The 26642-nt window shown below is 63.3% G+C and carries 28 protein-coding genes and 1 pseudogene; 16 read left to right on the top strand and 13 right to left on the bottom strand.

Features of this window, described 5'->3' with window-relative positions; all coding sequences use genetic code 11:
- Positions 1–273 precede the first annotated feature (273 nt).
- Together AC0L18_RS19685 and AC0L18_RS19690 are read left to right on the top strand one after the other, a co-directional pair.
- Positions 274–1461: a D-alanyl-D-alanine carboxypeptidase family protein gene (locus AC0L18_RS19685; RefSeq protein WP_287218403.1), complete on the top strand. Its 1188-nt coding sequence runs from the start codon at positions 274–276 to the stop codon at positions 1459–1461.
- 4 nt (positions 1462–1465) lie between these two features.
- Positions 1466–2578 (top strand): CobW family GTP-binding protein, encoded by a 1113-nt coding sequence (locus tag AC0L18_RS19690; protein WP_473493815.1) that lies wholly within the window; start codon positions 1466–1468, stop codon positions 2576–2578.
- Between the two features lie 218 nt (positions 2579–2796).
- On the opposite strand, the gene AC0L18_RS19695 is transcribed toward AC0L18_RS19690, so the two are convergent.
- From AC0L18_RS19695 to AC0L18_RS19715, 5 genes are all read right to left on the bottom strand, one after another.
- Positions 2797–3078 carry a sulfurtransferase TusA family protein gene (locus AC0L18_RS19695; RefSeq protein WP_473493816.1) on the bottom strand — a complete coding sequence of 94 codons (282 nt, stop codon included), beginning with the start codon at positions 3076–3078 and terminating at the stop codon, positions 2797–2799.
- A 5-nt stretch (positions 3079–3083) separates the two neighbouring features.
- Positions 3084–4412: a L,D-transpeptidase family protein gene (locus tag AC0L18_RS19700; protein ID WP_473493817.1), complete on the bottom strand. Its 1329-nt coding sequence runs from the start codon at positions 4410–4412 to the stop codon at positions 3084–3086.
- Between the two features lie 279 nt (positions 4413–4691).
- Positions 4692–5642: an acetyl-CoA carboxylase carboxyltransferase subunit alpha gene (locus AC0L18_RS19705; RefSeq protein WP_473493818.1), complete on the bottom strand. Its 951-nt coding sequence runs from the start codon at positions 5640–5642 to the stop codon at positions 4692–4694.
- Between the two features lie 99 nt (positions 5643–5741).
- The gene (locus tag AC0L18_RS19710) at positions 5742–6659 is read right to left on the bottom strand and encodes a site-specific tyrosine recombinase XerD (RefSeq protein WP_287121986.1); all 918 of its coding nucleotides are present in this window, start codon (positions 6657–6659) and stop codon (positions 5742–5744) included.
- 5 nt (positions 6660–6664) lie between these two features.
- Positions 6665–6817 (bottom strand): histidine kinase, encoded by a 153-nt coding sequence (locus tag AC0L18_RS19715; protein ID WP_091593135.1) that lies wholly within the window; start codon positions 6815–6817, stop codon positions 6665–6667.
- 274 nt (positions 6818–7091) lie between these two features.
- On the opposite strand from AC0L18_RS19715, the gene AC0L18_RS19720 reads away from it, so the two are divergent.
- The 4 genes from AC0L18_RS19720 to AC0L18_RS19735 all read left to right on the top strand — a co-directional run bounded on the left by AC0L18_RS19720 (position 7092) and on the right by AC0L18_RS19735 (position 10657).
- Positions 7092–7697 carry a shikimate kinase gene (locus tag AC0L18_RS19720; RefSeq protein WP_287071812.1) on the top strand — a complete coding sequence of 202 codons (606 nt, stop codon included), beginning with the start codon at positions 7092–7094 and terminating at the stop codon, positions 7695–7697.
- Positions 7694–8878: a 3-dehydroquinate synthase gene (aroB, locus tag AC0L18_RS19725; RefSeq protein ID WP_473493819.1), complete on the top strand. Its 1185-nt coding sequence runs from the start codon at positions 7694–7696 to the stop codon at positions 8876–8878. Before AC0L18_RS19720 ends, aroB begins: the two co-directional genes overlap by 4 nt.
- Entirely contained in the window at positions 8875–9768 is an 894-nt protein-coding gene (locus AC0L18_RS19730) for an HlyC/CorC family transporter (protein WP_473493820.1), read from the top strand. The genes aroB and AC0L18_RS19730 overlap by 4 nt, the downstream gene beginning before the upstream one ends.
- 85 nt (positions 9769–9853) lie before the next feature.
- Positions 9854–10657 carry an alpha/beta hydrolase gene (locus AC0L18_RS19735; protein WP_473493821.1) on the top strand — a complete coding sequence of 268 codons (804 nt, stop codon included), beginning with the start codon at positions 9854–9856 and terminating at the stop codon, positions 10655–10657.
- 129 nt (positions 10658–10786) lie between these two features.
- Here AC0L18_RS19735 and AC0L18_RS19740 read toward each other — a convergent pair whose 3' ends face one another.
- A complete protein-coding gene (locus AC0L18_RS19740) occupies positions 10787–11089 on the bottom strand; it encodes a BolA family protein (protein WP_091593128.1) in 303 nt (100 codons plus the stop codon).
- Positions 11090–11282: 193 nt separating this feature from the next.
- Here AC0L18_RS19740 and AC0L18_RS19745 point away from each other — a divergent pair, with 193 nt between their 5' ends.
- From AC0L18_RS19745 to AC0L18_RS19760, 4 genes are all read left to right on the top strand, one after another.
- Positions 11283–11912 (top strand): J domain-containing protein, encoded by a 630-nt coding sequence (locus AC0L18_RS19745; protein WP_036262308.1) that lies wholly within the window; start codon positions 11283–11285, stop codon positions 11910–11912.
- Positions 11913–12029: 117 nt separating this feature from the next.
- The gene (gene cobS, locus AC0L18_RS19750; RefSeq protein WP_473493822.1) at positions 12030–13016 is read left to right on the top strand and encodes a cobaltochelatase subunit CobS; all 987 of its coding nucleotides are present in this window, start codon (positions 12030–12032) and stop codon (positions 13014–13016) included.
- Positions 13017–13063: 47 nt separating this feature from the next.
- Positions 13064–14962 (top strand): cobaltochelatase subunit CobT, encoded by a 1899-nt coding sequence (cobT, locus tag AC0L18_RS19755; RefSeq protein ID WP_473493823.1) that lies wholly within the window; start codon positions 13064–13066, stop codon positions 14960–14962.
- Positions 14959–15990: an esterase-like activity of phytase family protein gene (locus AC0L18_RS19760; RefSeq protein WP_473493824.1), complete on the top strand. Its 1032-nt coding sequence runs from the start codon at positions 14959–14961 to the stop codon at positions 15988–15990. Before cobT ends, AC0L18_RS19760 begins: the two co-directional genes overlap by 4 nt.
- Before the next feature lie 32 nt (positions 15991–16022).
- Here AC0L18_RS19760 and AC0L18_RS19765 read toward each other — a convergent pair.
- The 3 genes and pseudogenes from AC0L18_RS19765 to rpmB all read right to left on the bottom strand — a co-directional run bounded on the left by AC0L18_RS19765 (position 16023) and on the right by rpmB (position 17878).
- A pseudogene (locus AC0L18_RS19765) lies at positions 16023–16701 on the bottom strand (polyamine aminopropyltransferase).
- A gap of 62 nt (positions 16702–16763) precedes the next feature.
- Positions 16764–17444 (bottom strand): queuosine precursor transporter, encoded by a 681-nt coding sequence (locus AC0L18_RS19770; RefSeq protein WP_473493825.1) that lies wholly within the window; start codon positions 17442–17444, stop codon positions 16764–16766.
- A gap of 137 nt (positions 17445–17581) precedes the next feature.
- A complete protein-coding gene (gene rpmB / locus AC0L18_RS19775) occupies positions 17582–17878 on the bottom strand; it encodes a 50S ribosomal protein L28 (protein ID WP_473493826.1) in 297 nt (98 codons plus the stop codon).
- Between the two features lie 254 nt (positions 17879–18132).
- On the opposite strand from rpmB, the gene AC0L18_RS19780 reads away from it, so the two are divergent.
- The 3 genes from AC0L18_RS19780 to AC0L18_RS19790 are packed head-to-tail and all read left to right on the top strand — an operon-like array spanning position 18133 to position 20505.
- Positions 18133–18921: a DUF3108 domain-containing protein gene (locus tag AC0L18_RS19780; protein ID WP_473493827.1), complete on the top strand. Its 789-nt coding sequence runs from the start codon at positions 18133–18135 to the stop codon at positions 18919–18921.
- Positions 18922–18949: 28 nt separating this feature from the next.
- Complete coding sequence (gene yddG, locus AC0L18_RS19785; RefSeq protein WP_091593118.1) at positions 18950–19837, top strand: aromatic amino acid exporter YddG; 888 nt, start codon at positions 18950–18952, stop codon at positions 19835–19837.
- Positions 19837–20505, top strand: coding sequence for a lysoplasmalogenase family protein (locus AC0L18_RS19790; RefSeq protein ID WP_473493828.1), 669 nt, complete (start codon positions 19837–19839; stop codon positions 20503–20505). Before yddG ends, AC0L18_RS19790 begins: the two co-directional genes overlap by 1 nt.
- On the opposite strand, the gene AC0L18_RS19795 is transcribed toward AC0L18_RS19790, so the two are convergent.
- The 3 genes from AC0L18_RS19795 to AC0L18_RS19805 are packed head-to-tail and all read right to left on the bottom strand — an operon-like array spanning position 20480 to position 22050.
- Positions 20480–20920, bottom strand: coding sequence for a cupin domain-containing protein (locus tag AC0L18_RS19795; protein ID WP_091593114.1), 441 nt, complete (start codon positions 20918–20920; stop codon positions 20480–20482). The genes AC0L18_RS19790 and AC0L18_RS19795 overlap by 26 nt on opposite strands.
- Positions 20921–20960: 40 nt before the next feature.
- Positions 20961–21728 (bottom strand): hydroxyacylglutathione hydrolase, encoded by a 768-nt coding sequence (gloB, locus tag AC0L18_RS19800; RefSeq protein WP_473493829.1) that lies wholly within the window; start codon positions 21726–21728, stop codon positions 20961–20963.
- A 22-nt stretch (positions 21729–21750) separates the two neighbouring features.
- Complete coding sequence (locus AC0L18_RS19805; protein ID WP_473493830.1) at positions 21751–22050, bottom strand: hypothetical protein; 300 nt, start codon at positions 22048–22050, stop codon at positions 21751–21753.
- On the opposite strand from AC0L18_RS19805, the gene AC0L18_RS19810 reads away from it, so the two are divergent.
- The 3 genes from AC0L18_RS19810 to AC0L18_RS19820 all read left to right on the top strand — a co-directional run bounded on the left by AC0L18_RS19810 (position 22049) and on the right by AC0L18_RS19820 (position 25732).
- The gene (locus AC0L18_RS19810) at positions 22049–22825 is read left to right on the top strand and encodes a class I SAM-dependent methyltransferase (RefSeq protein ID WP_091593108.1); all 777 of its coding nucleotides are present in this window, start codon (positions 22049–22051) and stop codon (positions 22823–22825) included. The genes AC0L18_RS19805 and AC0L18_RS19810 overlap by 2 nt on opposite strands.
- Positions 22826–22940: 115 nt before the next feature.
- Entirely contained in the window at positions 22941–24767 is a 1827-nt protein-coding gene (locus AC0L18_RS19815; protein ID WP_473493831.1) for an ABC transporter ATP-binding protein/permease, read from the top strand.
- 194 nt (positions 24768–24961) lie between these two features.
- Positions 24962–25732, top strand: coding sequence for a DUF1194 domain-containing protein (locus AC0L18_RS19820; protein WP_245277581.1), 771 nt, complete (start codon positions 24962–24964; stop codon positions 25730–25732).
- A gap of 71 nt (positions 25733–25803) precedes the next feature.
- On the opposite strand, the gene metW is transcribed toward AC0L18_RS19820, so the two are convergent.
- Positions 25804–26418: a methionine biosynthesis protein MetW gene (gene metW / locus AC0L18_RS19825; protein WP_023797197.1), complete on the bottom strand. Its 615-nt coding sequence runs from the start codon at positions 26416–26418 to the stop codon at positions 25804–25806.
- Positions 26419–26642 lie beyond the last annotated feature (224 nt).

The following is a 26642-nucleotide window of genomic DNA, read 5'->3' on the forward strand; positions in this document are numbered from 1 at the left end:
TGCTGCTTTGCAATTGTGCCTGCTGTTTTAGAATTGTCATTCAGGCACTTTGCCATCTTGACGTCACATAGGCTAAATAGCACCGCAAGATAGTGATCCGGATAGAGGGACCGGATCACCATGCTGGCGATCGCGTAACAAATCTTACGGAGCCAGAGGCGACTGCGGCAAGAGGCGATTTCGGATTCCATTATGCGGTACAGGCATTTCCTCAAACTAAAGCGCGTCGCGTTTGACCGGCCTCATGCGACGCGCTTTAGCGTTGTTGTTTTTATGCATGTCGTTATCGCAAAACCGCTGCGCACTTTTGCGCGACATGCATTGCTGGCGGGCGCTGTGGCGCTGCCGGCGCTGGCCGGTCCGGCTCTCGCCAATCCGACGATCGTGTTCGACCTGGAGAATGGCAAGATCCTCCAGCACCAGGAGGCTTTCAAGCGCTGGTATCCTGCCTCGCTGACCAAGCTGATGACCGCCTATGTGGCATTTCGTGCGATTGCCGCGGGCGAGGTCCGGCTCGATTCGCCGATCAAGGTCACCAAGCGTTCCGCCAGCGAGCCGCCGAGCAAGATGGGCTTCAAGCCGGGCTCGGTCATGCGGCTCGATAACGCGCTGAAGATGATACTGGTCAAATCGGCCAACGACGTCGCCATGGCCGTCGGCGAGAACATCGGCGGTTCGCAGATCGCTTTCGCCGAACGCATGAACGCCGAGGCGCGCCGGCTCGGGATGACCGGAACGCATTTCGTCAACCCGAACGGGCTGTTTTCGCCGGACCAGTATACGACGGCGCGCGATCTCGGCTTGCTGGTGATGGCGATCCGCACGGAATTTCCACAATATGCCCCATGGTTCTCGATCGAGGGCCTGGCCGTCGGCAAGAAGAAGATCTCGAATTACAATCTTCTGATCGGCCGCTATCCCGGCGCCGACGGCATGAAGACCGGCTTCGTCTGTCCGTCGGGCTTCAACATGATCGGCTCGGCAACACGCGACGGGCGCACGCTGGTGGCGGTGGTGCTTGGCGAGAAGTCGGCCATCACCCGCGCCGAGACCGTCGCCAGGCTGCTCGACCAAGGCTTTGCCACGCCGACACCGGGCTGGCTGACGGTGGCGGCGCTGCCTTCCTATGGCGACACCACATCGGTCAACGACATGAACGACGAGATTTGCAGGAAGAAGCCGGCTAAGGAGCAGTCGGAAGCTGCCGCCCCCGTCGGCGATAAGAATGCGCCAAAATCTCCCTATCGAAAAAAACTCGATCACGCGCCGGCATTGGTCGCAGTCGGCCTTGGCGGCGCCACCGGGCCGATACCGAAAGCCATGCTCGATGCATCGGGCCAGGAATATGCCGACGTGCCGCTGCCGAGCTGGCGGCCCGACCTGCCGCCGCCGCCCGGCGCGGAGCCGGCAGTGATCGGTTCCGCTACTGCGGCCCAGGAGCCCGCCAAGGCAGTGAACTAGGCTGATGAGCAGCGGCTTTCCCATCGCCGTTTCGGTGCTGACCGGTTTTCTCGGCGCCGGCAAAACGACGCTGCTCAACCGGCTGCTCAGGGATCCCGCGCTCGCCGACACCGCGGTCATCATCAACGAGTTCGGCGAGGTGGCGATCGACCATCTCCTGGTCGAACAGGCCTCCGACGGCATCATCCAGCTTTCCGACGGCTGTCTCTGCTGCACGGTGCGCGGCGAACTGGTCGACACGCTGGCCGATCTCGTCGACCGGCTGCAGACCGGCCGCATCGCCCGGCTTGCCCGCGTCGTCATCGAAACCACCGGCCTCGCCGATCCGGCGCCGGTGCTGCAGTCGATCATGGCCCATCCGGCGCTGGTCGAGGCCTTCCGGCTCGACGGCGTCATCACGCTGGTCGACGCGGTCAACGGAGATGCGACGCTCGACGCCCATGTCGAGGCAGTGAAGCAGGCGGCGGTCGCCGACCGCATCGTGCTGACGAAAGCCGATCTGGCCACCGATCCGCGCGACGTCGAGGCCTTGCGGGCGCGGCTGCGGCAGATCAATCCGGGTGCCGAGCTGCTCGATGCGGGTGACAGAAGGACCGATGCAGCGGCGCTGTTCGATTGCGGCCTCTATAACCCAGCCACCAAGTCCGCCGACGTGCGGCGCTGGCTGGGCGAGGAAGCCGCCCATGATCACCACCACCATGACGACCATGACTACGGCGACCACGACCACGATCATGACCATCGGCACGATTCCCGCGTGCGCTCCTACTCGCTCGTTCATGACGGGCCGGTGCCGTTTTCGGCGATCGAGATGTTCCTCGACCTGTTGCGATCAGCACATGGCGAGCGCCTGTTGCGCATGAAGGGCGTCATCGAATTGCTGGAAGACCCGTCGCGGCCACTGGTCGTCCACGGCGTCCAGAAGATCCTGCATCCGCCGGCGCGGCTGCCGTCCTGGCCGGACGGCCAACGCGGCACAAGGCTGGTGCTGATCACGCTCGACATGCCGGAAGATTACGTCCGCCGGCTGTTTGCCGCCTTCACCAACCGGCCGTCGATCGACTCACCGGACCGCGCAGCGCTGGAAAACAACCCGCTGGCCATCGCCGGGCGGTAGGCTTCTCGTCTTGCAGACGTAGCGCTGCCCCTCACCTGCCTGCCGGCACCCTCTCCCCGTATAGTGATGGGGAGAGGGGGCGCTCTCACCGACGCTTTCGCCAATCAGCAACATTGCAGAAAGAGCGCCAAGGTTGCGGCCAGCTTCTTTCTCCCCGTTTACGGGGAGAAATATCCGGCAGGACAATGAGGGGCAGCGCAGACAGAGCGAAATTGCTCTCAGCCGCCGCCGCGCTCGACCAGAAAGCGATGGCCGCCGGAAACCGCTGCCGTTTCGATCAACCGATGGCCGCTCTCGGTGCAGAAGGCGGGAATGTCGATGACGGCGAGGGGGTCAGTGGTTTCGAGCCACAGGCGGCTGCCCGGCTGCATTGTGGCCAACCGCTTTTTTGCCTTGAGCACGGGCAACGGGCAGTTCAGGCCTTTGAGGTCGTAGACGGGGGCGGGGGCGGGGCTGGTTGAGGGCCTGTCTTCCTGGCCCCCATCTCCGTGTTCAGGCATGAAGCTCAGCCGCCGAACATGCCGAGCAGCTTCTTCTTCAGCCTTGTCGTCCTGCTTTCACCGGCATTCGCCGCCTGCGTTGCGGCCGGGGCGGCATCGGGGGACGACGCGATTGTCGCGGTAGCGAGAGGCGCTTCGGCAGCGGCCCTGGCATCCTCCTCTTCGGCCAGCGAATTGATCCTGGCCGTTTGCTTTTCGGCCAGAGCCTGAGCCCTGGCCGCCTCTTTCGCGGCCTTGGCCGCTTCTATCGCGGCAAGCCTTTGCTCCTCGGCCTTCTGCTTGGCGGCCTTCTCGGCGTCGAGCGCGGCCATCTTGCGGCCCGCCGGCGAATCGATGCGGCCCATGCGCGCCGTCGCCGTCACCGAGCCGTCGGCGTTGAACGACGGCGGATCGATCGGCACGCGTTCGCCACGGGCGCGTTTCTTCGACCACTCGGAAACGATGCTGGCTTCCTTGATCCCGCCGATGGTCGGCTTGGGAGCCGGCACGCTGGCCTTGACCGCGCCATTGAAAGCCGCCTCGTAGGTGCTCTGGTAGGCATTGAAGGCGCTCTTCAGCGAATCCGGCTGCGTCGTCGCGGGGCAGGCGCCGGTCGGATCGAAGGTCTCGCCGTCAGGCGCGACCTGGTTGAAGACATAGCGCTTCTCGCAGACATCGACCTTCGGCGGCACTTTCGTGATCTCGAAATTGTCGTAGCCGACCTTCAGCATCTTCCAGAATTCGTAGTTCGGATCTTTGCGATAGCGCGCCATGTTGGCGGCGGTCATGCGGAACGGAAAGGCCTGGATCTGGAACTCGGTCTGCCCGCCCTGGAAAGCGTCGCGGCCGAAGGCGTAGATCTGCTCGATCTGCGCGTCGGTCATCGAATAACAGCCCGACGACGAGCAGGCGCCATGGACCATCAGATGGGAACCGGTGCGGCCATTGGCGCGGTCGTAGACGTTGGGATAGCCGATGTTGAAGGCAAGGTGGTAGCTCGACCGCGGATTCATCTGCGCCGGACGGACCGTATAGAAGCCCTCCGGCGCCTGGCGGTCGCCTTCGGTGTATTTGGGGCCCAGCTTGCCCGACCATTTGCAGATGTCGTAGCTGGCGACCAAGTCATAGCGACCGTTGGTCTTGGCCTTCCAGATTTCGAGCTTGCCCTCTTCCTTGAAGATGCGGGCCATCACCGGCGAGGTGCGGGTCATGCCCTTGGCCTTCATGCTGGCCAGGATTTTTTCGGGCAACGGCTTGTTGGCGTGGGGGGCAAAATCCTTCATCGAAGAATCGTTGCAGCCAGCGACGCCTATCGCGGCGATCACAAGTGCGGTGCGGGCAAGCTTGGCAAACATGGCTATGTCTTTTCTTTCGGACCGCAGGCATCAGGCCGACAGGCCCAACCCTAAGCCCGTTAACCTTGAAAATTCCTTACCGCAGCGCCGGGCCTTACGGCAATCCGATTGAAACGAGCGCAGCGGCATTTTTGTGGCGAAGGTGCTTAATCTCGCCACATGCGGCGTCGAAACCGTCCGACTGAAATCGGCCGGCCTGAATTCTCTTGTTCGACCACGCCTTTTGCGAAAACCGGTACCCACTTTTTGCTGCGCTGAGCCTCGGTTCGGGATCATAGTCTAGAGGTTTCGCCCCATAGTCAGATATTTCTCGCGGCGCTGCTCACGAAAATCGGTGTTGGCGCCGGAGAATTCCTTCATCGTTTTGGCGATGAGATCGCCGGTGGCGGCAATCACCGTATCCGGGCCACGATGGGCGCCGCCGAGCGGTTCGGGAACGATGGCGTCGATGATCTTGAGCTCCAGCAGATCCTGAGCGGTGATCTTCATGTTGGTCGCCGCATCCTTCGAGCGGGTGGTGTCGCGCCACAGGATCGAGGCGGCGCCCTCCGGCGAGATCACCGAATAGATGGCGTGCTCGAGCATGTAGACGCGGTTGGCGGTGGCGATCGCGATGGCACCGCCCGAGCCGCCTTCGCCGATGACCACCGAGATCGACGGCACCTTCAGGCGAAGACAGGCCGAGGTCGAGCGGGCGATGGCTTCGGCCTGGCCGCGCTCCTCGGCATTGACGCCCGGATAGGCGCCGGCCGTGTCGACCAGCGTCAGCAACGGGATATTGAAGCGGTCGGCGAGTTCCATCAGCCGCACCGCCTTGCGATAGCCCTCCGGCCGCACCGAGCCGAAATTATGCCTCAGCCGGCTGGCCGTGTCCGAGCCCTTTTCCTGGCCGATGATTGCCACCGGCTCGCCGCGGAAGCGGGCGAAGCCGCCGACGATCGCCTGGTCCTCGCCGAAATTGCGGTCGCCGGCAAGCGGCGTGAAATCGTTGAACAGCCCCTTGATGTAGTCGGCGCAATGCGGCCTGTCCGGATGGCGCGCCACCTGCACCTTCTGCCACGGGGTCAGCGCCTTATAAGTGTCGCGCAATGCGTCGCGCACGCGTTTCTCGAGCCGGCTGATCTCATCGCCGACATCGACCGCCTCGCCATTCTCGGCGAGCTTCTTCAGCTCGAGGATCTTGCCTTCAAGATCGGCGACCGGCTTTTCGAAATCGAGGTAATTGTACATTCTTGAGCGGACCGATAAGCCGGGAGGCAATGACTGGCGGAACCTGGGAAATAGAGGCTCCGGGCGGTGGAACGTCGTCCTCACATAGCGATATGACGCTTAGTCGGCAAGCGGATGATGATCGTTGACCAGCCGCACCAGCCGCTCCTCCAGAACATGCGTGTAAATCTGCGTCGTTGAAATATCGGCATGGCCAAGCAACTGCTGCACCGCCCTGAGATCGGCGCCGTTCTGCAGGAGATGGCTGGCAAAAGCATGGCGCAGCACATGCGGCGATATTTTCGCCGAGGCGATGCCGGCCCGTGCGGCAAGGCCCTTCAGGTCGCGGGCGAAGACCTGCCTGGAGAGATAGCCGCTGTCGCTTGCCGCCGGAAACAGGAACGGGCTATCCGCCAAAGCCGGCACCGTTGCCCGGGCAGCGAGCCAGGCCCGCATGGCGATGCGCGCCTTTGCCGATAGCGGCACCATGCGTTCCTTGTCACCCTTGCCGCGCACCATGAAGAAACGATCGTCGCGCAACGCCACCGTCACCGGCAGGCCGACCAGTTCGGAAACCCGCAGGCCGGTGGCGTAGAGCACCTCGACCAGCGCATGCAGGCGCAGCGCCGCCAGGCCGTCGCCATCGTTCAGCGAGGCGTCAGCTGCCTCCTGCGCCGCTCGGTCGATCAGCCGGCCGGTGTCGGCCTCGCTCATCGTCTTCGGCAGCGGCCGGCCCTTCTTCGGACTGTCCAGGGTGCCGGTCGGGTCGTCGCCGCGCAGACCTTCGGCGTAGAGGAACTTGAAGAACTGGCGCATCGCCGACAGCTTGCGTGCCTGCGAGGTGGCGGCAAAACCGCGTGCGGCTATATCGTCGAGATAGTTGCGGATATCGGTGGCGGCGGCACCAGCGAGCCCGCCGTCGATCTCGGCTGACGCATCTTCGAGGTCGCGGCGATAGCTGGAAAGCGTGTTTTCGGCAGCGCCGCGCTCGGCGCTCATCATTTCCAGAAAGGCTTCGATGCGGGCCGCGCTGTTCATGTCTCTCAGTTTTTCTTGGGAATGAGCTTTTCGGGAGGGATGCGCACGCTCATTTCGGCCTTTCTCGGCTCGACGAACATCGCCAGAGCGAACATCGCGCCATAGACAATGCCGGCCAGAATCGTGAGCGTCACGACAAAGCGGAACAGTGTCGGCATCAATTTTCGCCCGTCTTGTTGTTCTGCGGTTCCAAACCCAGTGCCCTTATGAGACGCCAATCCGGCCAATTCAAGGGCGAAGCGCGGACGACGTGCGGCGGCGCCACGCTTGACGCAATCAGGCTTTTGATGTCGATACGCCGGCAAAGAGGGATCTAAGCAGGCATTCGTGGGCTAGCCCGAAAATGCCTGCCTGGATTCTTTGGCTTGTCGCAGGTTCTGTCGCAAAACCTGGGATAGCTTTGCGGAACCTGCTTAGAAACATCATGGTGTCATGAACGCGTTGCCAGCCAATCCTCCCGATGAGAGCCATGCCGCGCTGCTCGGCCGGCTGGGCAGCCGTTCCATTGTCTTTGTCGGCCTTATGGGCGCCGGCAAGACGGCAATCGGCCGCAAGGTGGCGGGGATGCTGGGACTGCCTTTCATGGACAGTGATCAGGAGATCGAAAGCGTGTCGCGGATGAGCGTCCCGGAACTGTTCGAACGCTATGGCGAGCCCGAGTTCCGGGCGCTGGAGCAGCGCGTCATCCTGCGCATATTGGAACACGGCCCGCAGGTGCTGTCGACGGGCGGCGGCGCCTTCATGAGCGCGCAGACGCGGGAGGCCATTGCCGGCCATGGCGTGTCGGTATGGCTGAAGGCCGAGATCGACCTGTTGATGGACCGCGTTTCCAAGAAGCAGAACCGGCCGCTCCTGAAAAGCGCCGATCCCCGTGCCGTGATCGAGCGGCTGATGGCCGAGCGCTATCCGGTCTACGCAACCGCCGATGTTACCGTGCCGACCCGCGACGATCGCAAGGAGGTCATCGCCGCCGAGGTGGTGAACGCGCTTTGCGGGTATTTCGGCGTGGCAGCCGCGACAGGCGAGGTGGGCTCGTGAAAAGCAACGCGACAGTCACCGTCGAAGTCGGGCTCGGCGATCGCGCCTATGACATATTGATCGGCTCCGGCCTGCTGTTGCGTGCCGGCACCGAGATTTCGCGCCGCCTGCCCGGCACGCGCGCCGCGGTGGTCACCGACGTCAATGTCGCCGCCGCCCACCTCGAGACGTTGAGGGCCGGCCTTGAAAAGGTAGGCATCCGGCCCGCCGTCATCACGCTGCCGGCGGGGGAAAAGACCAAGAGTTTCGCGCATCTCGAAGAGGTGGTGGACGGCGTGCTCGCCGCAAGACTGGAACGCGGCGATGTCGTCGTCGCGCTCGGTGGCGGTGTCATCGGCGATCTGGCCGGATTTGCCGCCGGCATCGTGCGCCGCGGCATGAATTTCGTGCAGATCCCGACCTCGCTGCTGGCGCAGGTCGACTCTTCCGTCGGCGGCAAGACCGGCATCAACAGTGCGCGTGGCAAGAACCTCGTCGGCGTCTTCCATCAGCCGAAACTGGTGCTGGCCGACACCGAAGTGCTCGACACGCTGCCGATACGGGAATTCCGGGCGGGTTATGCCGAACTCGCCAAATACGGGCTCATCGATCGCCCCGACTTCTTCGCCTGGCTGGAGGAAAACTGGGGCAAGGTGCTCGCCGGCGGCCCGCAGCGGGCCGAGGCCATCGCCGAGGCCTGCCGCGCCAAGGCCGATGTCGTCGGCCGCGACGAATTCGAGACCGGCGACCGCGCGCTGCTCAATCTCGGCCACACGTTCGGCCACGCGCTCGAGGGCGCCACCCAATATGACAGCGCCCGTCTCGTCCACGGCGAGGGCGTCGCCATCGGCATGGCGCTGGCTTATCGCTTTTCATCACGCCTCAACCTGGCAAGTCCCGACGATGCGGCGCGCGTCGAGGCGCATCTTCGCGCCGTTGGCCTGCCCTGGCGCATGGCCGATATTCCGGGTGAATTGCCTGACGCCGAAGCGCTGCTTGCCTTCATCACCCAGGACAAGAAGGTGTCGCGCGGCGCGCTGACCTTCATCCTGACGCGCGGCATCGGCCAGGCCTTCATCGCCAACGACGTGCCGGGGTCGGAAGTGCTGTCGTTTCTGAGGGAGAACCATCCGGGTCAGCAGAAGAGCCGACCGGGTCAGCCGAGAGGCCGACCGGGTCAGCAGAACAGCCGACCGGGATGAGCGAGGCCGGCTGGATTGTCGCTGCTGTCCTTGCCGGGCTCGGCCTGCTCGCCTGTGTCTTTCGCGCGCGCCTGCTCGCTGCATTCGGCGCTGAACTGCAGCGCATCGAGCCTCAGCATTCGAACCATGACGAATCGCGCAGCGCCGTCGACGATTTTCGACGTGACGGCCAGGTGGTGCGCGAGGGTCGCGCCCGCATCGGCCGCCTGTCCGATCTCGACGAGCTCGAAGTGTCCGATGTCATGGTCCACCGCACCAACATGCGCTCGGTCAATGCCGACAATGGGCCGGAGGCAGTGGTGCGCGAGATCCTGCAGAGCCCGCATACCCGCATGCCTTTGTGGAAGGGCTCGCTCGACAACATCGTCGGCGTGCTGCACGCCAAAGACCTGCTGCGTGCGCTGAACGATGTCGGCAACGACTTTTCCAAGATCGACGTGATGAAGATCGCTTCAAAACCGTGGTTCGTGCCCGATACCACGACGCTGCAGGAACAGCTCAACGCCTTCCTGCGGCGCAAGGCGCATTTCGCTATCGTCGTCGACGAGTATGGCGAGGTCGAGGGGCTGGTGACGCTGGAGGACATCATCGAGGAGATCGTCGGCGAGATAGCCGACGAGCACGATATCGACATGCAGGGCGTCAAGCAGGAAGCCGACGGCTCCGTCGTCGTCGATGGCACTGTGTCGATCCGCGACCTGAACCGGGCGCTCGACTGGGACCTGCCGGACGAAGAAGCCACCACCATTGCCGGTCTCGTCATTCACGAGACGCAATTGATCCCGGACGAGAAGCAGGCTTTCACCTTTCACGGCAAGCGCTTCGTCGTCATGAAGCGCGACAAGAACCGGATTGCAAGGCTGAGGATCAGGCCGGCCGGCGAGATTTAGTTCTGATAGGTTCTTTCGCGGCTAATCAATCCTGGACGCTCGCCGCGCCGGCGTGCACTTTCGACCGGGCTGTCTGGAGGTGACGGTGATCGATCGGCGAACCCTGCTTTTGATGTCGATGGCTTTGTTGACGGCCAGCGCTTCGGCGGCGTCGCGCCGGCTTTCGCCATCTCCGCAAACTATCGACTACGGTCCGGCCAGGCTCGATATCTACGCGCGCGCCGGCGCCAGCTCCCTGCCTGTGATCGTTTTCATCCATGGCGGTGCCTGGCGAGCCGGCAATCGCACCAACGTCGACGTCAAGCCGGACTTCCTGCTCGACAATGGCTTCTGCTTCGTCTCGATCGACTACCGGATGCTGCCTGAGGCTGATGTCGCCACCCAGGCCAACGATGTCGAGCAGGCCTATCGCTACGTGCGCGCCAACATCGCCGGATACGGCGGCGATCCGAACCGGATTGCGGTGATGGGCCATTCGGCCGGCAGCCATCTCGCCGCACTGACCGGGCTGCGCGGCGGTCTGCCCGGCGTCGCGGCGCTGGTTCTGAACGATACCAGGGCTTATGACCTGGAGGCGCTTGCGAGGAGCGGCGGCATGACACGGGCCTATGCAAAGGCCTTTCCCGACCCGGCGCAGTGGCGAACGCTGTCGCCGGCCACCCATGTCGGGAGCCGCAAACATCCGGCGACCTTCATCGCCTATTCGCGCGCAGCGGGTCGTGCGGCAGCCTCATGGGCCTTCGCCGAGCGCCTGCGGGCGACTGGAACGGAGGTGACACTGTTCGATGGCAGCGCCTATTCGCACATGTCGATCAATCGCGATTTCGGCGACGAAGGCGACGCCTTGACCCGTGCGGTGATGATTTTCCTGAAGGCAGCGCTCGGCTAGAGCGGTTCATCGTTTCACGGAAACGCCGAACCGCTCTATCTCTTTGTTTTTGCGCAATTCCCTAGGGAAAGCGCTATGCGCTTTTCCCGGGAAAACCGTTTCACACTTTTCCTGGAATTGCTCTGAGGCCTACCACCTGGTCTTTTCGTCCGGCGCGGCCGGCTCGATCGCCAGCGCATGGACACCAGCCTTCAATTCGTCGGCCAGCAATGCGTTGACCGCGCGGTGGCGCTCGATGCGGCTCATGCCGGCAAAGGCTGAGGAGACGATGCGGACGCGGAAATGCGTCTCACCGGTGCCGTCATAGGTGCCGTGATGATCGGAGTCCTGATGGTGATGGCCGGCATGGAGATGGCTTTCGTTGATAATGACCAGCCGCTCCGGCAAAAACGCCTTCTTCAACTTGCCTTCCATCGTCGACTGTATGGACATTCGTACTTCCCTTCACCACATATGGCTTGCGCATGACCCCCGAAAATCGGTGCCGTTTGCGCGTCCGGAAGGACGCGCGGCGCCGCCGTCGCGACAAAATTCGCCGATCGCCCGCTTTATGCCGCGATTCAGCGGTTAGGGCGATCATCGCGAAAATGTCAATTCTTGTTTCGCACCGGCGAACAGCCCATAAATGGGTGAGATGAAACCGTACCCCAAATATTTCGAGAAAATCCGCATCCGCCCGGAGAAGGATGCGGAGCTGAAGTCTCGTTCGCCGATCTGCCAGTGGGACGGTTGCAAGGAGGCCGGCACCCATCGCGCGCCGGTCGGGCGCATGAAGGAGGGCGAGTATTTTCAGTTCTGCTTCGATCATGTGCGCGAGTACAACAAGGGCTTCAATTATTTCTCCGGTGTCCCCGATACCGAGATCGCCCGCTTCCAGAAGGAAGCGATGACCGGCCACCGGCCGACATGGAAGATGGGCGTCAACGGCGCCTCGACGCGCTCCTCGCCCGATTTCGCGCAGCAGCGTTCCGGCCGCGCCGGCTACTACAACCGCATGCGCGATCCGTTTGATTTGTTCAAAGGTCCAAAAGATCCGCGCGAGGCGCGTGAGCGCAAGGCCAAGCCGCTTGAGGCCAAGGCGCTGGAAACGCTTGGCCTTGATACAAAGGCGACTGGCAAGGACATCAAGGCGCGTTATAAGGAACTGGTGAAACGCCACCATCCGGATGCGAATGGCGGCGACAGAGGTTCGGAAGACCGGTTCCGCGATGTGCTCCAGGCCTATCGCGTGCTCAAGCAGGCAGGATTGTGCTGAGCGACCTCCGTGTCGTTTTCCAACTTTCATAAGGTTGGAAAAGGCTCTAAGACCGCCCCCGGACAAAATCGATTGCCGGCGAAATCAGGCGCTTCGCCCGTGGAGACGTTGATAAAGATGAACAAGGTCGATCGCGACATCGCCAACCTGCCCGACACCACCGTGCCGGTGAAGGAGAAATTCGGCTTCGAGTCCAAAATGGTGGTGCCGGCCTATTCCGTGACGAGCGAGCATGTGCCCGACATCGATCCCGACTATCTGTTCGACAAGAACACGACGATGGCGATCCTCGCCGGCTTTGCCTACAACCGCCGCGTCATGGTGTCGGGCTATCACGGCACCGGCAAGTCGACGCATATCGAGCAGGTCGCCGCCCGCCTCAACTGGCCTATGGTGCGTGTCAATCTCGACAGTCATGTCAGCCGCATCGATCTCGTCGGCAAGGACGCCATCGTCGCCAAGGAAGGGCTGCAGATCACCGAATTCCGCGACGGCATCCTGCCCTGGGCCTACCAGCACAATGTCGCGCTGTGCTTCGACGAGTACGATGCCGGCCGTCCGGACGTGATGTTCGTCATCCAGCGCGTGCTGGAATCGTCCGGTCGGCTGACGCTGCTCGACCAGAGCCGGGTCATCCGCCCGCATCCGGCGTTCCGGCTGTTCTCGACCGCCAACACCGTCGGTCTCGGCGATACCACCGGCCTCTATCACGGCACCCAGCAGATCAATCAGGCGCAGATGGACCGCTGGTCGATCGTCACCACGCTGAACTATCTGCCGCACGACAATGAGGTGAACATCGTGCTGGCCAAGGCCAAGCACTATCGCGATGCCAAGGGCAAGGAGATCGTTAACAAGATGGTGCGTGTCGCCGACATGACGCGTTCGGCCTTTATCAATGGCGACCTTTCGACCGTCATGAGCCCGCGCACGGTCATCACCTGGGCCGAGAATGCCGAGATCTTCGGCGATATCGGCATGGCGTTCAGGCTGACCTTCCTCAACAAGTGCGACGAGCTGGAACGCTCGCTCGTGGCCGAGTTCTACCAGCGCGCCTTCGGCCAGGATTTGCCGGAGAGCGCCGCCAACGTGGTTCTGGGGTAAGCATGGCTCGATTCCGATTTTCGGGGTCATGCTCCAAGGAATGATCGATGGCGGGTCCAGGCGACAACACGCGCAACAAGTCGAAGACGGGGTCTGAAGCCGACAGCTTCAAGCGCGCCGTCACCGTCTGCATGCGCGCGATTGCCGGCGACAAGGACCTCGAAGTCGGTTTCGCCAAGGATCGGCCGGCGCTCGCCGGCAGCCGCGCCCGGCTGCCTGAACTGCCGAAAAAAGCCTCGAAGGCCGACATCGCCATCACCCGCGGGCTCGGCGATTCCATGGCGCTGAAGCGCGCCTGCCACGACACGCGCATCCACACCAGGCTGGCGCCGGAGGGCAAACAGGCCCGCGCCATCTACGATGCGGTCGAGCAGGCCCGCGTCGAGGCTATCGGCTCCCGCGCCATGCAGGGTGTGGCCGACAATATCGGCTCGATGCTCGAGGACAAATACGCCAGGGCCAACCTCATCGACGTCAAGGACAAGGCCGACGCGCCGATCGAAGAGGCGCTGGCCCTGATGGTGCGCGAAAAGCTGACCGGCCGCACCGTGCCGAAGAGCGGCGAGCGGCTGGTCGACCTCTGGCGCCCTTGGGTCGAGGAGAAGGCAAGTGCCGATCTCGACGGACTGTCGGCAAAGCTCGACGACCAGCAGGCCTTCGCCCGTGTCGTGCGCGAGATGCTGGCTTCCATGGAAATGGCCGAGGAACTCGGTGACGACCAGGAGACCGAAGACTCCGAAGACAATGACGAAAACCAGCCGCAAGGCGAGGACCAGAGCGAGGAGGGCGGCGAGGACGATTCCGGCTCCGAGCAGTCGCAGTCGGACGATACCGAGGCGTCGTCCGACGACGAGCAATCGGCCGAGACGGAGGCATCCGATGCCACCGCCGACGACCTGTCCGACGATGACGACGCCGATGCCGAGACGCCCGGCGAGGCGCGCCGCAACGACAATCCCTTCACCAATCTGTCGAAGGAGATCGACTATAAGGTCTTCACCACCGCCTTCGACGAGACAGTGGGTGCGGAGGACCTGTGCGAAGAGGAAGAGCTGGATCGGCTGCGCGCCTTCCTCGACAAGCAGCTTGCCAACCTGTCCGGCGTCGTCGGCCGGCTGGCCAACCGGCTGCAGCGCCGCCTCATGGCGCAGCAGAACCGGTCCTGGGATTTCGATCTCGAAGAGGGTTATCTCGACCCGGCGCGGCTGGTGCGCGTCGTCATCGACCCGATGCAGCCGCTGTCCTTCAAGCAGGAGCGCGACACCAAATTCCGCGACACGGTGGTGACGCTGGTGCTCGACAATTCGGGCTCGATGCGCGGCCGGCCGATCACCGTCGCCGCCACCTGCGCCGACATTCTGGCGCGCACGCTGGAACGCTGCGGCGTCTCGGTCGAGATCCTCGGCTTCACCACCCGCGCCTGGAAGGGCGGGCAGGCACGCGAGAAATGGCTGAAGGAAGGCAAGCCGCCCAATCCTGGGCGGCTCAACGATCTGCGCCACATCATCTACAAATCCGCCGACCATCCGTGGCGGCGGGCGCGGCGCAATCTCGGCCTGATGATGCGCGAGGGCCTGCTCAAGGAAAACATCGACGGCGAGGCGCTGCTGTGGGCCCACAACCGCCTGATCGCCCGGCCGGAGCAGCGCAAGATCCTGATGATGATCTCGGACGGCGCGCCGGTCGACGATTCGACGCTGTCGGTCAATCCGGGCAACTATCTCGAACGGCATCTGCGCGCCGTGATCGAATTGATCGAGACGCGCTCGCCGGTCGAGCTCCTGGCCATCGGCATCGGCCACGACGTTACCCGTTACTATCGCCGCGCCGTCACCATCGTCGATGCCGAGGAACTGGCCGGCGCCATGACCGAGCAACTGGCCTCGCTGTTTGGCGAGGAAAGCATGCGCGACACGCGGCGCGGCGGCATGCGGCGCGCCGGATGATTTTTTCGCGGGGCGGCTTTCGGCAGACGCTTTTCGCCGCCACAGCCCTGTTCGTTGCCGGCATCGCCTTGTCGCCTCCCATCGCTGCCGGCACCGTTGCGGTCGAGCCGATCGAAATCTCGGCACGGCTGATAGACCGGTTTCATATCGGCGGTGACGAAAAGCGGTTCGGCCCGCTCGAATTCGTCGGCGGGCTGGAAATGACCTCGCCGTCACGCGATTTCGGCGCGCTGTCGGCGTTTCGTTTCCGCAAGCCCGGCAGTGATTTCATCGGCGTCGCCGACACCGGATTCTGGTTCTTCGGCACCGTCACCCATGATGCCGACAAGCGCCCATCCGGCATCCGGAATTTCCGTATGCAGCAGATGGCCGACGAGGCGGGCCAGCTGATCGCCGAGAAATGGGAGGTCGACGCCGAAGGCCTTGCGCTCAAGGACGGCATTGCCACAGTCGGCTTCGAGCGCGGTCACCGCATTGCACAGTTCAAGATCGAACCGGGCGACATGAAGCCGTCGTTCAGGCAACTCGACTTCCTGATTCCAGCCTGGGAGCTTCGCCGCAATCGCGGCTTTGAGACCATCACCCACGCCAATCCTGACGGCCAGCACCAAGGCGGGCTGGTCGTGGTCTCGGAAAAGAGCCTCGACAAGGCAGGCAACATCTATGCGGCCGTTATCGAAGGGCCGCACAAGGGCGTCTTCACCGTCAAGCGCAACGGCAATTTCGACATTGCCGACGGCGCCTTCCTGCCGGACGGCGACCTCTTGCTTCTGGAGCGCAGCTTTTCGATGGCCGGCGGCGTCAAGATGCGGCTGCGGCGCATCTATGGCGAAAGCGTCGAGAAGGGCGCGGTTGCCGACGGGCCGATGCTGATGGAAGCCGACATGGGCTACCAGATCGACAATATGGAAGGGCTCGACGTCTGGACCCGCGACGACGGCGCGCTGATGGTGTCGCTGGTCTCGGACGACAACCACTCGATGCTACAGCGTAATCTGTATCTGGAATTTGTGCTGCACGAGGATTGAGAGGCGGTCGGCAACGGACGGCCGATAACAAGCTACAGCTTGGCGCCGGTTGCGGCAGGCCGGGGTCCGTTGGTCGCTATCCAGATGATTTGGCGTGCGCCGCGCTTGCCATTGGCTCGCACCTTGGCCTCCTCGACCGCGAAGCCCGCCTGCTTGAGCCGGCGGGTAAAACCGCTGTCGGGTCCCTGCGACCAGACCGCCAGCACGCCGCCGGGCTTGAGCGCTGCTCTCGCGCCGATCAGCCCGGCTATACTGTAAAGAGCATCGTTGGCCCTGCGGACGATCCCTTCCGGCCCATTGTCGACGTCGAGCAGGATGGCATCCCAGGCCGAGGCTTCCGATCGTATGATCTGCCCGACATCCGCCTCGCGAATGGTCACGCGCGGATCGTCGAGACAGCCGCCGAACAGCGAGGCCATCGGGCCGCGCGCCCACGCCGACAACGATGCCGGCATCGGCGCCAAGCTCGGCAATCGCGGCGCGCAGCGTGAAACCCATGCCCAGCCCGCCGATCAGTATTTTCGGCTGCCTGCGGCCGGCAATCCTTTGGCAGGACAGCCTCGCCAGCGCTTCCTCAGAACCGCTGAGGCGGCTGTTCATCAGCTCGTTCGAGCCGAGCATGATCGAGAATTCGGCGCCGCGTTGTTTCAGGCGCAGCGCGTGGTCGCCGTCAGGCGTTTTCGCGGTATCGAGTTGGACCCATGGGATCATGCTTGAGAACCTGTGAGCATGATCTTTTCCGAAAACCGGTTCCCACTTTTAGGGATCATGCTCTATGCCGCCAGTGCCGGATGGCTCCAGCGGGCGGCAAGCAGCCGGTAGGGGATCAGCGCCACCACGGCGATGATCAGCTTCACGCCGAGGTCGCCGAGCGCCCATGACACCCAGCGCGTGGCCTCGACCGGCAGCACGCCCATCAGCGGCGCGGTTTCGAGCGCAAAGCCATCGTTCGGGCCAGCGAAGGCGAAAGCCGCCGAAAAGGCGATCGTGAAGAACACCGCGGTGTCGAACACCGAGCCGACCAGCGTGCCGACGATCGGCGCCCGCCACCAGCTCTGCCGGCGCAACCGGTTGAACACGGTCACGTCGAGCAGCTGCGCGATCAGGAACGCGGTGCCGGAAGCCGCTGCAATGCGCACCAGCCGGTCGGCAGCCGTTTCGAATTCGATCAGGCCGCAGCGGAACAGCAAGGGCGGGATGACGACCGAGCAGATCACTGCCGCCGCGAAGCCGACAAACACGATCCGGCGCGCCACAGCCGGGCCGTAGCGGCGATTGGCAAGGTCGGTGACCAGGAAGGAGAACGGGTAGGTGAAGGCGCCCCAGGTCAGAATGTCGGCCAGCGACAGGCCGCCGATTGCACCCTGCAGCGGGAACTGCACGAGGACGTTCGACGCCACCACGACAAGCGCCATGGCCGCAACGAAGGGCAGGTATCGGGAGAAAAAGCTCATTTTTTTATCCTGGGTAATGGAACCAGCGGGGTGTCATGCCGAGTTCGGACGACACTCCATTGCTGTTTGGCCATCGGATTTCTCCGAAAACCGCTTCGCACTTTTCGGTCCGATGCCGAAGGCGGTTGCCTGAAAAATTAAGCGGCCGGCTGTTCGGTGAGCTTCTTGGCGATCTGCTTCTTCAGCAGCCGCGCGCGCTGCGACAGCTCCTTGGCGTCGGCCTTGGCCAGGAACGCATCAAGGCCGCCGCGATGCTCGACTGAACGCAGCGCGTTGGCCGAAATGCGCAGGCGCACATTCTGGTTCAACGCTTCCGAGATCAGCGTCACATTGACGAGATTGGGCAGGAAGCGACGCTTGCTCTTGTTGTTGGCGTGGCTCACATTGTTGCCGGACATGACTGCCTTGGCAGTGAGTTCGCAGGTGCGGGACATGGTTCTAAACCTTCAGTTCTCGGTCTGGCCAAACATTCGACCCGCGCCGGGTGGCGCGCGGTTTCGGTCAGGCGGCCTTATGGAAAAAGTTGGCGTTCCATAGTTGCATTTCGGCGATGCGTCAAGCTCCGGCTTGCGCCCGGGTATGACGACGTCTTTCACATAAAGGCCGAAATTCAGTCTATAAGCGGTCGCACAAGGAGATGCCAGGCTGGAGTTGCACGCTTCTGCTGAAATCGAGGATCGATCCCGCCATGCTTCGTTCGTCTCATGCTCTCCTTGCATCGCTCGCCGTGGCGCTGCCGACGGCAATTTCTGCCGCCACGCAACAATCCTTCAAGGGCGAGTATACGGTTTCGGTCCACGGCTTCTCGGTGGCCAAGGCAAGCTTTTTCAGCAGTTACGAAGGCGATACCTATTCAATCGAAGGCAGCGTCTCCAGCGCCGGCCTCGCCACAATATTCGACGACACGCGTGGCACGGTCTCGTCGAAGGGCAAGATTTTGGGCAAGCAATTGCAGCCGCAGGCGTTCCGCGCCGACTACAAATCGGGCGACAAGGCATCGATGATCGATATCCAGTTCGCCAACGGCACTGTTACCGCGACCAAGGTCGTGCCTGCGCCGAAGAAGCGCAATTCCAAGAAATGGATACCGCTGGCCGCCAGCCATCTCGCCTCGGTGCTCGATCCGATGGCCGCCACCGTCATCCATGCCGATAGTCTCGACAAGGTCTGCGGGCGCACGGTGAAGCTCTATGACGGCGAGATGCGCGCCGATCTGACGCTGACCTACGAGTCGAAAGGCTCGACCTCGGTGCGCGGCTACGAGGGCGATACCGTCACTTGCCGGCTGGATTTTGAGCCGGTGGCGGGTTATCGCAAGAACCGCAAATCCCTGGATTACCTGAGAAAGCGCAGCCGCATCATGGTGACGTTTGCACCGGTCGGCCAAACCGGCGTATATGCGCCGATCCACGCCACGGTCGGCACGAAAATCGGCACCCTTACCGTCAGCGCGGAGCGGTTCGAAGCGACAGATTAGGCGCGATCGCGCGCCGCCGGAGACGGACATGGGGCGCGCAACACTGATCGGCTTCTCGGCGGTCGCCATGTGGGCGCTGCTGGCACTGCTTACGGACGCTTCCGGCAAGGTGCCGCCATTCCTGCTCTCGGCGATCACCTTCACGATCGGCACTGGCGTCGGGCTCGTCGCGCGGCTGTTCATGCCGGCCACCGCCGGGAGCGAGAAGATACCGCCGCAAGTGTGGCTGATCGGCATTGCCGGCCTGTTCGGCTATCACTTCTTCTATTTCACTGCGCTGCGCAACGCGCCGGCGGTGGAGGCGAGCCTCATCGCCTATCTGTGGCCGCTGCTGATCGTGCTCGGATCGGCGCTGATGCCGGGCGAGCGGCTGGCCTGGAACCATGTCGTCGGCGCACTGCTCGGCCTTGCCGGCACTTTCCTGATCGTCACCAAGGGCGGCGGGATTGCCTTCGACGCGCGCTATGCCTTCGGCTATGCGATGGCCGGCGTCTGCGCCGTGCTGTGGTCGTCCTATTCGCTGTTGTCGCGCCGCTTTCCGTCGGTGCCGACCAGCATCGTCACCTGGTTCTGTGCGGCCACGGCAGCGCTTTCGCTTGTCTGCCATCTGATGCTGGAAGAGACGGTGCTGCCTGTCGGCGCCGGCCAGTGGCTGGCCGTGCTCGGCCTCGGCCTGATGCCGGTGGGCGCGGCCTTCTACGCCTGGGATATCGGCGTCAAGCGCGGCAACATCCAGGTGCTGGGCGCGGCAAGCTATGCCGCGCCGCTGCTGTCGACACTGGTGCTGATATCAGCCGGCTTCGCCGAACCGTCCCTGCGCATCCTCGCCGCCTGCGTGCTGATCACCGGCGGCGCAGCGCTTGCGGCGAAATCGCTGTTCTTGCGCAAGAGGGCTGCGAGCGAGGCAGGGGCGTGATGCCGTTTCCCGGCGGCATCGACGCCGACGCCAATTCGACGCTGCTGTTTTCGCTGGCCGCCGCGGTGATCTACGCCTTCACCATCGACATGCCACAGACGCTTGCGCGTTCCGCGGTCAAGACGCTGGCCGTGGCAATGCTCACCGTGCTGGCATCGCTGCAGGGCGGTCCGTGGCTGCTGATCGCTGCGCTGGCGCTCAGTGCTATCGGCGATGCGTTGCTGTCGCGCGACGGTGAAAAGGCTTTTGTCGGCGGGCTGGCCAGTTTTCTCGTGGCGCATGGGCTTTACATCGCGCTGTTCCTGCGCTCCGGCGAGGGGGCCGGGCTGCTCTCGGCCGAGCCGTGGCGCGCGGCGATTGCCGTGGCAATGGCCGTGTTGGCGCTCGCCATGCTTTTTGCGCTCTGGCGCCGTGTCGGCCCCGCCTTGCGCCTTCCCATCAGCGTCTATATCGCGACAATTTTTGCCATGGGCATTTCGGCGCTGACCCTGAGCAATTTCTGGGTCGTCGGCGGCGCCGTGCTGTTCATGGCGTCCGACGGGCTGCTCGCCTCGGAAAAGTTCCTGCTGAGCGCCATCTCGCCGCACCGCGACTGGACGCGCCGCGCGGTCTGGGCGCTGTATTATGCCGCCCAGCTGGCGATCACGATGGGTTTCCTGCTGGGCTAGGACTCCAGCCCGGTTCGGCCAGCTCGAAGGCGGCGAAATCGAAGCCCGGCGCCACGGTGCAGCCGGCCAGCGTCCACTCGCCCAGGCTGCGCGCCGACTGCCACCAGCCTGCCGGCACAACGATCTGCGGCCGCTCGCCCGCCGCCAATGCCGTGCCGAGCACCTGCTCGATCACCGGCCCGTTTTCCCGATGCATCGACAGTGCCAGCGGGGCGCCGGCATAGAAATGCCAGACCTCGGCGGCGTCCTTGACGCGGTGCCAGGCCGACACTTGCTCCTGCTCCAAAAGGAAATAGATCGCGGTCGAATGGCCGCGAGCGCCTTCCGCGCCATCGCGAAAGGTCTCGGCATACCAGCCGCCTTCCGGATGCGGTTTCAGGCCGAGCGCCGCGATGATTTCGGCGGAACTGGTCATTTTCCTCAGACCTTCATGGATGCCAGACCATCAACGGTGCTCAGAAATTATCCTTGCGCTTGCGTATTTCGGCGAACACTTCGGCGTCGGAGGCGTTCTCCATGCCGAGATGCTTGCGGATTGCCGGATCGTGCCAGCGCAGGAACGGATTGGTCGACAGTTCCTCACCGATCGTAGTCGGCAGCGTCGGCTTGCCGTCGGCGCGCAGCGCTTCGATTTTCGCGGTGCGCTCCTTCAATGCCGAATTGGTCGGGTCGACGGTCAGCGCGAAGCGGGCGTTGGAAAGCGTGTATTCATGGCCGCAATAGACGACCGTCTCGGCCGGAAGCGCCGCGAGCTTCTTCAACGAATCGTACATCACCGGCGGCTTGCATTCGAACAGCCGGCCGCAGCCGAGCGCGAACAGCGTGTCGGCGGTGAACGCCACTTTCGACGCCGGCAGATGATAGGAGACATGGCCCGCCGTGTGGCCGGGCGTGGCGATCACGTCGATCCTCTCCTCGCCGAGGTGGATGACCGAACCCTGCTCGACGGTTTCGTCGATGCCGGGAATCTTGGCCTGTTCCGCCTCCGGTCCGACGATGCGCAGCTTGTACCGTTGCTTCAACGCCAGATTGGCCTCGACATGGTCGACATGGTGATGGGTGGTCAGGATCATCGTCGGCGTCCAGCCGGTACGCTCGATCGCGGCCAGAATCGACGCCTCCTCGGGCGCGTCGATGATCGCGGTCTGGCCGCTTTTCGGGTCATGCACCAGCACGCCGAAATTGTCGCTGCGGCACATGAATTGTTCGATTTCAACCGGCATCGCATCTCTCCACGAGAGCGGTTCATCGTTTCACGGAAACGCCGAACGGCTCTCTCTCCTTTTTTTTGCGCAATTCCGGACGGAAAACCGTTTCACACTTTTCCTGGAATTGCTCTAGTGCGCCGCGCGTCCAGTTGGACGCACAAAGGACGCTTCTGACACTTTTTACCTGCTGCATCGTGTCTTCCGAAATCGAAACCGATTTCTGGCCGATGCAGCAGTCGCCGCAGAGATAGGGCGCTTGCCCGCGGATGTCATCGTCTTTGTAGAACTTGGCGCCTTTGTTGAACTTGGACAGCATCGAAGATAGCGTGCCGCGCATGCATTCCGATATCGTCGACCTTCGCTCCTTTTATTCGACCACGCTCGGGCGATTGGCCGAACGCTCGATCACCATGGCGTTGTCCTCGATATGGGCTGTCGTGCCCAATGAGCGGCTGGTCGGCCTCGGCTACACCTTGCCGTGGCTGGAGCGGTTCGGCACCGATGCCGAACGTGTCTTTGCCTTCATGCCGGCGACGCAAGGCGCGGTGGTCTGGCCGGCCACCGGGCCGACCGCGACCGCGCTGGTCTTCGATGAGGAATTGCCGTTGGTCGATGCCTCTATCGACCGCATGCTGCTCGTCCATTCACTCGAACATGCCGAGAACCCGCGCGAGACGCTGAACGAAATCTGGCGGGTGCTGTCGCCCGCGGGCCGCGTCGTCATCGTCGTGCCCAACCGGCGCGGTGTCTGGGCCCGTTTCGAGCATACGCCGTTCGGCAGCGGCCGGCCTTTCTCGCGCGGCCAGCTCACCGAATTGCTGCGCGAAGCGAATTTCACGCCCGCGGCTTGGTCCGACGCCCTGTTCTTCCCGCCATCGCGGCGACGCTTCATGATGCGGTTCCACAATGTGCTGGAGCGCGCCGGCCGCAGGTTCTGGCCGATCTTTTCCGGCGTCATCGTCGTCGAGGCGCAGAAGCGGCTCTATCAGGGTGTCCCGGTCGTCCAGCGCGCCTCTCGCCGCGTCTTCGTGCCGGTTTTCTCGCCGCATGGCGCCACAAGGCTCGGCCGGATATCGCCGAGCGGGAAGGCGCCGTCGCCGGGCCGCCGATGACGTTTTCGTGATCGGAATCACGCTTTTTCCCACCTATCTGTCGTGGGCGGGTTTGCTACCCGATTGAGTCGACTTGTTCACCGGTTTCAGCACTGCTTGCGAAGGGTCTTCATCAATGGCTGATCATCCGGATTTCGAGGCCAGCGCCAAGCCGATTGCCGCGTCGGTCGAAGCCAGCAGCCTGCGCGACCAGCTGGCGACAATCAGGCTGGCGCTGGCGAAGTCGCCGATCCGCAAACAACTGCTCTGGGCCTGCCTCGGCATAGTCGCCGTTATTGTGGCAACCTCGATCGGGCAGGTTCTGCTCAATCGCTGGAACGAGCCCTTTTACGACGCGCTGGCTCGGCGCGACATGCAGGGTTTCCTGCACCAGCTTCTGGTGTTTTCCGCCATCGCCGGCGGGCTTGTGGTGCTCAATGTCGGCCAGACCTGGCTCGACCAGACGATCCGGCTGAAGCTGCGTGAGGCGTTGACCGTCGATCTGATCGGTGAATGGATGCGGCCGGCGCGGGCTTTCCGGCTCGCCAACGCCGGCGCCATCGGCGTCAACCCCGACCAGCGCCTGCAGCAGGATGCCGGGCATCTCTCCGATCTTTCGACAGGTCTCGGCATAGGGCTATTGCAGTCGTTCATTCTGCTTGTTTCGTTCGTCGGCGTCCTTTGGTCGCTGTCTTCCGGCTTCGTCTTCCATGTCGGCGGCTATTCGCTGGCGATTCCGGGCTACATGGTGTGGGCCGCAATCCTCTATGCCGGCACCGCCTCCTGGCTGAGCTGGTTGGTCGGACGGCCGCTCATCCGCTTCAACAGCGACCGCTATACGCGCGAGGCGGAGCTGCGCTCCTCGGTGGTCCGCGTCAACGAGAATGTCGATGCCATCGCGCTTGCGCACGGCGAGGCCGACGCGCGACGGCGGCTTGAGCTCGACCTCGGCATGGTGCTGGGCGCGATGCGGCGCATCTACAGCGCCCAGATCAATCTTTCCTGGGTGACCGACACCTATGGCTGGATCACTGTCGTCGCGCCGATCCTCGTCGCCGCGCCGGTCTATTTCGCCGGTGACATCAGCTTCGGCGGGCTGATGATGGCTGTCGGCGCCTTCAACCAGGTGCATTCCTCGTTGCGCTGGTTCATCAACAATATCGGCGGCATCGCCGATTGGCGCGCCACGCTGATGCGCGTCGCCGATTTCCGCATCGCGCTTGCTGAAACGGATGTGCTCCACCACAGCGAGAGGCGCATAGAGTTCGGCGAAAATCCGGACGGCAGGCTGACATTCGACAAGCTCGAAATTGCGTCGCGGGATGGATGCGCCAAGCTCGCCGAGCCCCATGTCGAGATCCGCGCCGGCGAGCGCGTCATGATCACCGGAGATCCGCGCGCCGGCAAGACGCTGTTCTTCCGCGCCATTGCCGGTCTGTGGCCGTGGGGAAGCGGGCGGATCGGCATGCCGGCCGGAGAGGTGCCGGCCTTCGTTCCCAGAAAACCCTATTTCCCGCTCGGCACGCTGCGCGAGGTGCTCGACCACGCCGATGCCGCGGTCAGCGACGCCGAGATCTCGGCGGTGCTTGCCGAGGTCGGTCTCGGGCGGCTGTCATCCTCGCTCGACCGGTCGGCGCGCTGGGAGCGCGAATTGAGCGATGACGAGCAGCGCCTGCTTGCCTTTGCCCGGCTGGTCTTGCGGCAGCCGAAATGGGTGATCATCGATGAGGCTTTGGACACGTTCGACGGCGCGACGCTGCGGCGGGTGCTGTCGATGCTGGAGGCGCGTCTTGCCGACGCCGCGATCCTCAATATCGGCCGTGGCCAGCAGAATATTGAATTCTTCCCGAGCTCATTGGCGATCGTGAAAGATTTCGAGCGACCGGCTCTCAAGCCAGTCCGCGTCAGGGCCGGCGCGATCGAACCACCCCCGGCCGTCGCCAAAGCCCACCAACAGGCATAGCCGGCCGTAAGCTTTATTTTGCCGTGATCGCGGCGAAAGATTGCCGGCATCGTTCGGAAGCCTGCGGCGTTGGATTCATGCGACACGCTTTGAGTCTTTGCTTCGATGCTTGTCGTTACCCCAAAACCGCTGCGCGCTTTTGGGCGACCTGCGTCAGCCTGCTTGCCTGCCTTGCCCGTGCCCAGGCAGCACCTTTGGCCGCGCCTGCCGACACCATTGCCGTGGACGTCGAACTGGTGCTGGCGGTCGACATCTCGCACTCGATGGACGAAAAGGAATTCGCCCTGCAGCGCGCCGGCTATGTCAAGGCGCTGCGCCACCCCGACTTCATCAATGCGGTGCGTTCGGGCGTGAACGGCCGCATTGCGCTGGCCTATTTCGAATGGGCAGGCACCGTCCGCGACGACGCCGTCATTGCCTGGCAGGTCATCGACGATGCCGAGAGCGCCGAGGTATTCGCCGGCAAGATCGAGGCGCGCCCGTTCAGGAGCTTTCGCGGCACCTCGATTTCCAGTGCGCTCGCCTTCGGCGCCAAGCTTTTGGATGGAGCCGCCTTCGACGCGACGCGCAGCGTCATCGATATCTCAGGCGATGGCCCCAACAATATCGGGATGCCCGTCGCCACGACACGCGACGCCGCGATAGCAAAGGGCATCGTCATCAATGGCCTGCCGATCCTGATCAGCCCGTCGCCCAGCTTCAGCCATCTCGACCAATACTATGCCGAGTGCGTCACAGGCGGGCCAGGCTCCTTCGTGCTGCCGGTCTATGCCGCTTCGGAATTCGTGACCGCCATACGCCGCAAGCTGGTCCTCGAGGTCAGCGGTGTTACCGATCCTAATGCCGGTCCCGGGGCCGATCCCGGGTCCGTCCCGGTCGACGCGGCAGCACCGGTCGACTGTTTGCAAGGGGAGCGCGGTCGGCGGTTTTTCTCCGATCCGTATTTTCCGGAACTTGATCGTTAGACCTCGACGAATGGCGATCAGTCCCAGATGTCTCCGGACTCGGGCCGGCTGGCCGAAGCGACGGGTCGCCGTTATCGCTTCAGCAGGAACACCGCCTGCTGGCCAAAGAAATTCCAGAACCACCATGGCATCGACAGGCCGATTTTCTGGCCATTGGCGTCGAGCGCGGTTGCCTTTTCCACCGTTGCGCCGAGCTCTTCGCAGAGATTGACGAAGTCGCGGATGGTGCAGAAATGGATGTTGGGCGTGTCGTACCAGGAATAGGGCAGGTCCTTGGTCACCGGCATCCGCCCTTCGACGAACAGCGAAAGGCGTACCCGCCAGTGGCCGAAATTGGGGAAGGAGACGATGGCGTGCTTGCCGATCCTGAGCAACTCGTCGAGCACCAGCTTCGGGTTGCGGGTCGCCTGCAAGGTCTGCGACAGGACGACGAAATCAAAACCCTTGTCGGGATAGAATTTGAGGTCCTTGTCGGCGTCGCCCTGGATGACGGACAGGCCGCGTGCCACGCATTCGTTGACGCCGCGCTGCGACAGTTCCATCCCACGGCCGTCGACCTGCTTCGTTGCCTGCAGCAATTCGAGCAGCAGGCCATCACCGGAGCCGACGTCCAGCACCCGCGACTGCGGCGGGATGAGATCGGCGACGACTTCGAGGTCGACGCGCTGGGCGTGGTTGACACTCATGATCGTGGCCTTTGACTGGCGCATGACCTTGATCCGAAAAGTCTGCAACTTTTCGGGGTCATGCGCTGCTGCCTGGCGCATGACCTTGATCCGAAAAGTCTGCAACTTTTCGGGGCCATGCGCTGATGCCTGGCGCATGACCTTGATCCGAAAAGCCTGCAAACTTCAGGCGTCATGCGCTGCTGCCTGGCGCAAGATGCCGGTTCGAAAAGGCTGTAATCTTT

The organism is Mesorhizobium sp. WSM4819 (genome assembly GCF_055811215.1).

Excerpts from the sequence above, each read along its gene's own strand:
- AC0L18_RS19685 (WP_287218403.1), top strand. The coding sequence starts at position 274 with ATGCATGTCGTTATCGCAAAACCGCTGCGCACTTTTGCGCGACATGCA.
- AC0L18_RS19690 (WP_473493815.1), top strand. The coding sequence starts at position 1,466 with ATGAGCAGCGGCTTTCCCATCGCCGTTTCGGTGCTGACCGGTTTTCTC.
- AC0L18_RS19695 (WP_473493816.1), bottom strand. The coding sequence starts at position 3,078 with ATGCCTGAACACGGAGATGGGGGCCAGGAAGACAGGCCCTCAACCAGC.
- AC0L18_RS19700 (WP_473493817.1), bottom strand. The coding sequence starts at position 4,412 with ATGTTTGCCAAGCTTGCCCGCACCGCACTTGTGATCGCCGCGATAGGC.
- AC0L18_RS19705 (WP_473493818.1), bottom strand. The coding sequence starts at position 5,642 with ATGTACAATTACCTCGATTTCGAAAAGCCGGTCGCCGATCTTGAAGGC.
- AC0L18_RS19710 (WP_287121986.1), bottom strand. The coding sequence starts at position 6,659 with ATGAACAGCGCGGCCCGCATCGAAGCCTTTCTGGAAATGATGAGCGCC.
- AC0L18_RS19715 (WP_091593135.1), bottom strand. The coding sequence starts at position 6,817 with ATGCCGACACTGTTCCGCTTTGTCGTGACGCTCACGATTCTGGCCGGC.
- AC0L18_RS19720 (WP_287071812.1), top strand. The coding sequence starts at position 7,092 with ATGAACGCGTTGCCAGCCAATCCTCCCGATGAGAGCCATGCCGCGCTG.
- AC0L18_RS19730 (WP_473493820.1), top strand. The coding sequence starts at position 8,875 with ATGAGCGAGGCCGGCTGGATTGTCGCTGCTGTCCTTGCCGGGCTCGGC.
- AC0L18_RS19740 (WP_091593128.1), bottom strand. The coding sequence starts at position 11,089 with ATGTCCATACAGTCGACGATGGAAGGCAAGTTGAAGAAGGCGTTTTTG.
- AC0L18_RS19745 (WP_036262308.1), top strand. The coding sequence starts at position 11,283 with ATGGGTGAGATGAAACCGTACCCCAAATATTTCGAGAAAATCCGCATC.
- cobS (WP_473493822.1), top strand. The coding sequence starts at position 12,030 with ATGAACAAGGTCGATCGCGACATCGCCAACCTGCCCGACACCACCGTG.
- cobT (WP_473493823.1), top strand. The coding sequence starts at position 13,064 with ATGGCGGGTCCAGGCGACAACACGCGCAACAAGTCGAAGACGGGGTCT.
- AC0L18_RS19760 (WP_473493824.1), top strand. The coding sequence starts at position 14,959 with ATGATTTTTTCGCGGGGCGGCTTTCGGCAGACGCTTTTCGCCGCCACA.
- AC0L18_RS19770 (WP_473493825.1), bottom strand. The coding sequence starts at position 17,444 with ATGAGCTTTTTCTCCCGATACCTGCCCTTCGTTGCGGCCATGGCGCTT.
- rpmB (WP_473493826.1), bottom strand. The coding sequence starts at position 17,878 with ATGTCCCGCACCTGCGAACTCACTGCCAAGGCAGTCATGTCCGGCAAC.
- AC0L18_RS19780 (WP_473493827.1), top strand. The coding sequence starts at position 18,133 with ATGCTTCGTTCGTCTCATGCTCTCCTTGCATCGCTCGCCGTGGCGCTG.
- yddG (WP_091593118.1), top strand. The coding sequence starts at position 18,950 with ATGGGGCGCGCAACACTGATCGGCTTCTCGGCGGTCGCCATGTGGGCG.
- AC0L18_RS19790 (WP_473493828.1), top strand. The coding sequence starts at position 19,837 with ATGCCGTTTCCCGGCGGCATCGACGCCGACGCCAATTCGACGCTGCTG.
- AC0L18_RS19795 (WP_091593114.1), bottom strand. The coding sequence starts at position 20,920 with ATGACCAGTTCCGCCGAAATCATCGCGGCGCTCGGCCTGAAACCGCAT.
- gloB (WP_473493829.1), bottom strand. The coding sequence starts at position 21,728 with ATGCCGGTTGAAATCGAACAATTCATGTGCCGCAGCGACAATTTCGGC.
- AC0L18_RS19810 (WP_091593108.1), top strand. The coding sequence starts at position 22,049 with ATGCATTCCGATATCGTCGACCTTCGCTCCTTTTATTCGACCACGCTC.
- AC0L18_RS19805 (WP_473493830.1), bottom strand. The coding sequence starts at position 22,050 with ATGCGCGGCACGCTATCTTCGATGCTGTCCAAGTTCAACAAAGGCGCC.
- AC0L18_RS19815 (WP_473493831.1), top strand. The coding sequence starts at position 22,941 with ATGGCTGATCATCCGGATTTCGAGGCCAGCGCCAAGCCGATTGCCGCG.
- metW (WP_023797197.1), bottom strand. The coding sequence starts at position 26,418 with ATGAGTGTCAACCACGCCCAGCGCGTCGACCTCGAAGTCGTCGCCGAT.